Raw genomic sequence first — 3,488 nt, forward strand, 5'->3', positions numbered from 1 at the left:
AACCATGATCTCGACCAGAACGGCCCGCCGCACCATGTCGACTGGTATCGGCGCGATGGTTGACCTCGACATAGTCGCGCAGTTCGCGCCGGCGTGTTCTTCAAGCCGCCGGTGCCGGCCACCGACTATGATGTCGACACCGACTGCTACTCCTGGGACTGGGGCGGCCTGCATCTGATCCAGACGCATCGTTTCGCCGGCGATACCGGCCACGGCGCCGAGAGCAGCCTGCCATGGCTGAAGCAGGATCTGGCGACCTATGCGGCGGACGGCCGTCCGGTCATCCTGTTCCAGCATTATGGCTGGGACACCTTCTCGGTGGAACGTTGGGATGCCGCCAAGCGGCACTTCGATGATGACGGCAGTGGTGCGCCGCATTGGTGGAGCGAGGCCGACCGGCAGGCGTTGCTGGCGGCGCTGAAGGGCTACAATATCGTCGGCATTTTCCATGGCCACCAGCACGAAACGCCGCTGATCTATCGCAGGGACGGGATCGACCTGTTCAAGCCGAAGGCTGCCTATATGGGCGGTTTCGCGCTGGCCAGGGTGACCAGCGACGGCATGGACGTGGTGCTGGGCGAGGCGACCGGCGATCACGGCGAGGTCGCCTTCACCAATGCTTTCAGCAAGGGTTGGAGCACCTGAAAAAGGCGGCCTTCGCGACCGCCTTTCCCTCGATAAAGCGCGTTTGCCGATGTCGGATCAGAGCGCCTTCTTGACCTTGTCCTTGACGTCGCCATAGGCCTTCTGCGCCTTACCGGCGGTCCGGTCTCCCGTGCCTTCGGCCTGGGTCTGCCTGTTGCCGGTTGCCTTGCCCGCGGCTTCCTTGACCGAGCCCTTGACCTGCTTGGCCACGCCCGCAACCTGATCCTTGTTCACCATTTTTTGCGCATCTCCTGGGGTTCTGAATTCGGAGGAATTCATTTGCGGTAGCTAACGAGCCGGCGTCGGTTAGGTTCCAGGCGTCGCCCGGACGGCAGATCAGGTCGCGCGGCCGCCGCCCTGGGGCAAGGCTGGTGGGCTAGGCTGCGAACACGCGTCGACCATGGAATTTGGATGGCCGTGCATGCGGGGAGAAAAATGGCTGAATTCACGCTCTACATCGGCAACAAGTGTTTCTCCTCATGGTCGTTGCGGCCATGGCTGGCGATGAGGCATCTGGAGATCCCGTTCGAGGAAGGTTTCGTGCGGCTGCGCACACCTGAAACCTTTGCCAATCTGGCGAAAGTGTCGCCGACCGGTCAGGTGCCGGTGCTGAATCACAATGGCAAGATCGTCTGGGAAACCCTTGCTATCCTTGAATATCTCGCCGACCTGTTTCCCGAGAAAAAGCTCTGGCCGGCCGATATCGACGCCCGCGCGCTGGCGCGTTCGGCCGCGAGCGAGATGCATTCCGGCTTTCGCGAGGTCCGCTATGGCTGGCCGATGAATTTGCGCCGGCCGAAGGGCCACAAGCCGCTCGACGCCGAGGGCGAGGCGCAACGCGCCCGTATCGAGGCGCTGTGGCGCGAGTGCCGGGAAAAATACGGCAGGGGCGGCCCGTTCCTGTTTGGCCATTTCACCGCGGCCGACGCCATGTATGCGCCTGTCGTCACCCGTTTCGACACCTATGGCGGCACGCTGGCGCCGGATACGCGCGCCTATCTCGACGCCGTGCTGGCAACGCCGGCGATGCGGCACTGGTATGCCGAGGCGCCCAAGGAGAGGTGGCCGGAACCCGGCCCGGACGAATAGCCGGATCCAACGAAAACGCCCCTCGCACCTTTTATCGTGCGGGGGGCGTCTTTGCCATCAACCGTTCTTTCGATTGCTCTCACGAACTGCTGACGACAAGGCATAAATGCGCCTTTGCGCGGATGGTTCCTGGATGCCAGAAAATTTTTTCAACTTGGCGCAAGCGCGCTGTTTGGCGCCCGGTTTGCCGTCATGCCAGCTGGTTTGGCCTGGCGTTTTGGGAGAAATCCGCATCTGTGGCTTTATGCAAATTTGACAGCGCGCCAAAAGAAGCCTACAAGCAAATCGTCGATATTTGTTTGACTGACTTTTGTTATCCGCGCTTTCGAGCGCGCCTTTGACGAACTTCCCACATCAAAAATCGGGACAAACGACGTTGTGCATCCGCATGGCGTCGAACGAATATTTGCCATGGAAAGGGTTCGTCATGAGCACCGGCACAGTTAAATGGTTCAACGCCACCAAAGGTTTTGGTTTTATTCAGCCTGACGACGGCTCGGCCGACGTTTTTGTCCACATCTCGGCCGTAGAGCGCGCCGGCATGCGTGACATCGTCGAGGGCCAGAAGCTCGGCTACGAGATGGTCCGCGACAACAAGTCGGGCAAGATGTCCGCCGACCAGTTGAAGGCGGCCTGAAAAACGAATTCTGCTCTCCCGGTGACCACGGATGTACTGGCACCGGTGAGTGGCGAATTCGGGCGCATGGCCGCGGAGACCTGAGTTTCCACGGCATATCATGTGCATAAGCAGGGCGTTCCCGTGCGGTGCATCCTTTTGGATGTCATCTGGTTGCGCGACGCTCTCATGGAAGGTCAGGCGGTGCCTGGCCTTTTTCATTTTCCGCGCCTTGCCGCCGAAAGTGCGCTGCGCGCCGGCCTGGACGTGCTAAGGGACGCTCCAGCAATTTGAATTCGCCGCGCGTATTGCTTTGTGCGTGATCCTGACCGAAGACCCGGTCTCGCTCCATCGGCACAGGCTCCTGACAGGAGAAAGATTTGACCACCAGTTCAAAGACAACCGTCGATCAGGCCGTGTCCCTGTTCAGCAAGACGCAAACCCAGTCGATGTCGCTCAACCGCATCAATTCCGAGCGCGACGCCGTCAGTGAGGCACGCGAAGCCAAGACCGCGCGTCTGCGCGAATTGCGCCTGGAGAAGGAGGCCGACGAGATGGCCGCCGCCGCCGCGCTAGCCGCTTTGCCGAAGCGGGCCGGACGACGCTGATGGCCACCAAACGCGTACCGCCAACACCGATCGCCGCCGACGCAACCATTGCCGATATGGTCGAAGGCCTCGACAAGCCGGTCGAATTCGTCCGGCGTGTGCTGGAAAAGCTCGAGCGCTGCAAGCGTGCCCACGGTGATGCCCAGGTTCGCGTCGGCGTGCGCGGCCGCGCCGAATGCCCGAACTACCTGATCGAGTATGTCCGCGAAGACGCCAAGACCCATGAGCGGGTGACGTATCAGGACGCCGCCTACAGCGGCAGCACGCATCGCGAGCTGGCAGCCCATCACATCGAGGCGGTGAAAAACTGGTCGCCCGAGGAAATGAACATCACGGCCGTTTCGGCGCTGATCGGCCGCCTGCGCAATCCGCGCGCCCCATCATCGCGCTTCGCCGACGAGGACTGACATGGCCATAAAATTCTCCTCCAAGGATCAGCCGGCAGCCTCGGGTGCTGCGGCAAAACCGGCGAAGCCGGTTGCCGCGCCGAAAGCCGGCGACGCCACCCAGGCCGCGACCGACCTGTTCCA

5 protein-coding genes and 1 pseudogene are annotated in these 3,488 nt (G+C 61.7%); 5 read left to right on the top strand and 1 reads right to left on the bottom strand.

Annotated features, from left to right (window positions below):
- Positions 1 to 645: pseudogene (locus tag ENZ74_RS26005) on the top strand (metallophosphoesterase); the annotation flags it as partial.
- Positions 646 to 702: 57 nt separating this feature from the next.
- On the opposite strand, the gene ENZ74_RS26010 reads toward ENZ74_RS26005, so the two are convergent.
- On the bottom strand, positions 703 to 882 hold the full coding sequence (locus ENZ74_RS26010) for a CsbD family protein (RefSeq protein ID WP_013532401.1): 180 nt from the start codon (positions 880 to 882) through the stop codon (positions 703 to 705).
- 198 nt (positions 883 to 1,080) lie between these two features.
- Between ENZ74_RS26010 and ENZ74_RS26015 the strand changes: the two genes are divergently transcribed.
- The 4 genes from ENZ74_RS26015 to ENZ74_RS26030 all read left to right on the top strand — a co-directional run bounded on the left by ENZ74_RS26015 (position 1,081) and on the right by ENZ74_RS26030 (position 3,365).
- Positions 1,081 to 1,734, top strand: a complete 654-nt coding sequence (locus tag ENZ74_RS26015; RefSeq protein WP_164761212.1) for a glutathione S-transferase family protein — start codon at positions 1,081 to 1,083, stop codon at positions 1,732 to 1,734.
- Between the two features lie 427 nt (positions 1,735 to 2,161).
- Entirely contained in the window at positions 2,162 to 2,371 is a 210-nt protein-coding gene (locus ENZ74_RS26020) for a cold-shock protein (protein WP_010915421.1), read from the top strand.
- A gap of 359 nt (positions 2,372 to 2,730) precedes the next feature.
- Positions 2,731 to 2,958: a hypothetical protein gene (locus ENZ74_RS26025; RefSeq protein WP_013532399.1), complete on the top strand. Its 228-nt coding sequence runs from the start codon at positions 2,731 to 2,733 to the stop codon at positions 2,956 to 2,958.
- Positions 2,958 to 3,365 (top strand): hypothetical protein, encoded by a 408-nt coding sequence (locus tag ENZ74_RS26030; protein WP_013532398.1) that lies wholly within the window; start codon positions 2,958 to 2,960, stop codon positions 3,363 to 3,365. Before ENZ74_RS26025 ends, ENZ74_RS26030 begins: the two co-directional genes overlap by 1 nt.
- Positions 3,366 to 3,488: the final 123 nt, after the last annotated feature.

Source organism: Mesorhizobium sp. M7A.F.Ca.CA.002.15.2.1, assembly GCF_003998715.1.
In the GTDB taxonomy this organism is placed as follows: domain Bacteria; phylum Pseudomonadota; class Alphaproteobacteria; order Rhizobiales; family Rhizobiaceae; genus Mesorhizobium; species Mesorhizobium ciceri.

What these genes read in the sequence shown, in the direction of transcription:
- ENZ74_RS26010 (WP_013532401.1), bottom strand. Translation starts at nt 882, where the DNA reads ATGGTGAACAAGGATCAGGTTGCGGGCGTGGCCAAGCAGGTCAAGGGC.
- ENZ74_RS26015 (WP_164761212.1), top strand. Translation starts at nt 1,081, where the DNA reads ATGGCTGAATTCACGCTCTACATCGGCAACAAGTGTTTCTCCTCATGG.
- ENZ74_RS26020 (WP_010915421.1), top strand. Translation starts at nt 2,162, where the DNA reads ATGAGCACCGGCACAGTTAAATGGTTCAACGCCACCAAAGGTTTTGGT.
- ENZ74_RS26030 (WP_013532398.1), top strand. Translation starts at nt 2,958, where the DNA reads ATGGCCACCAAACGCGTACCGCCAACACCGATCGCCGCCGACGCAACC.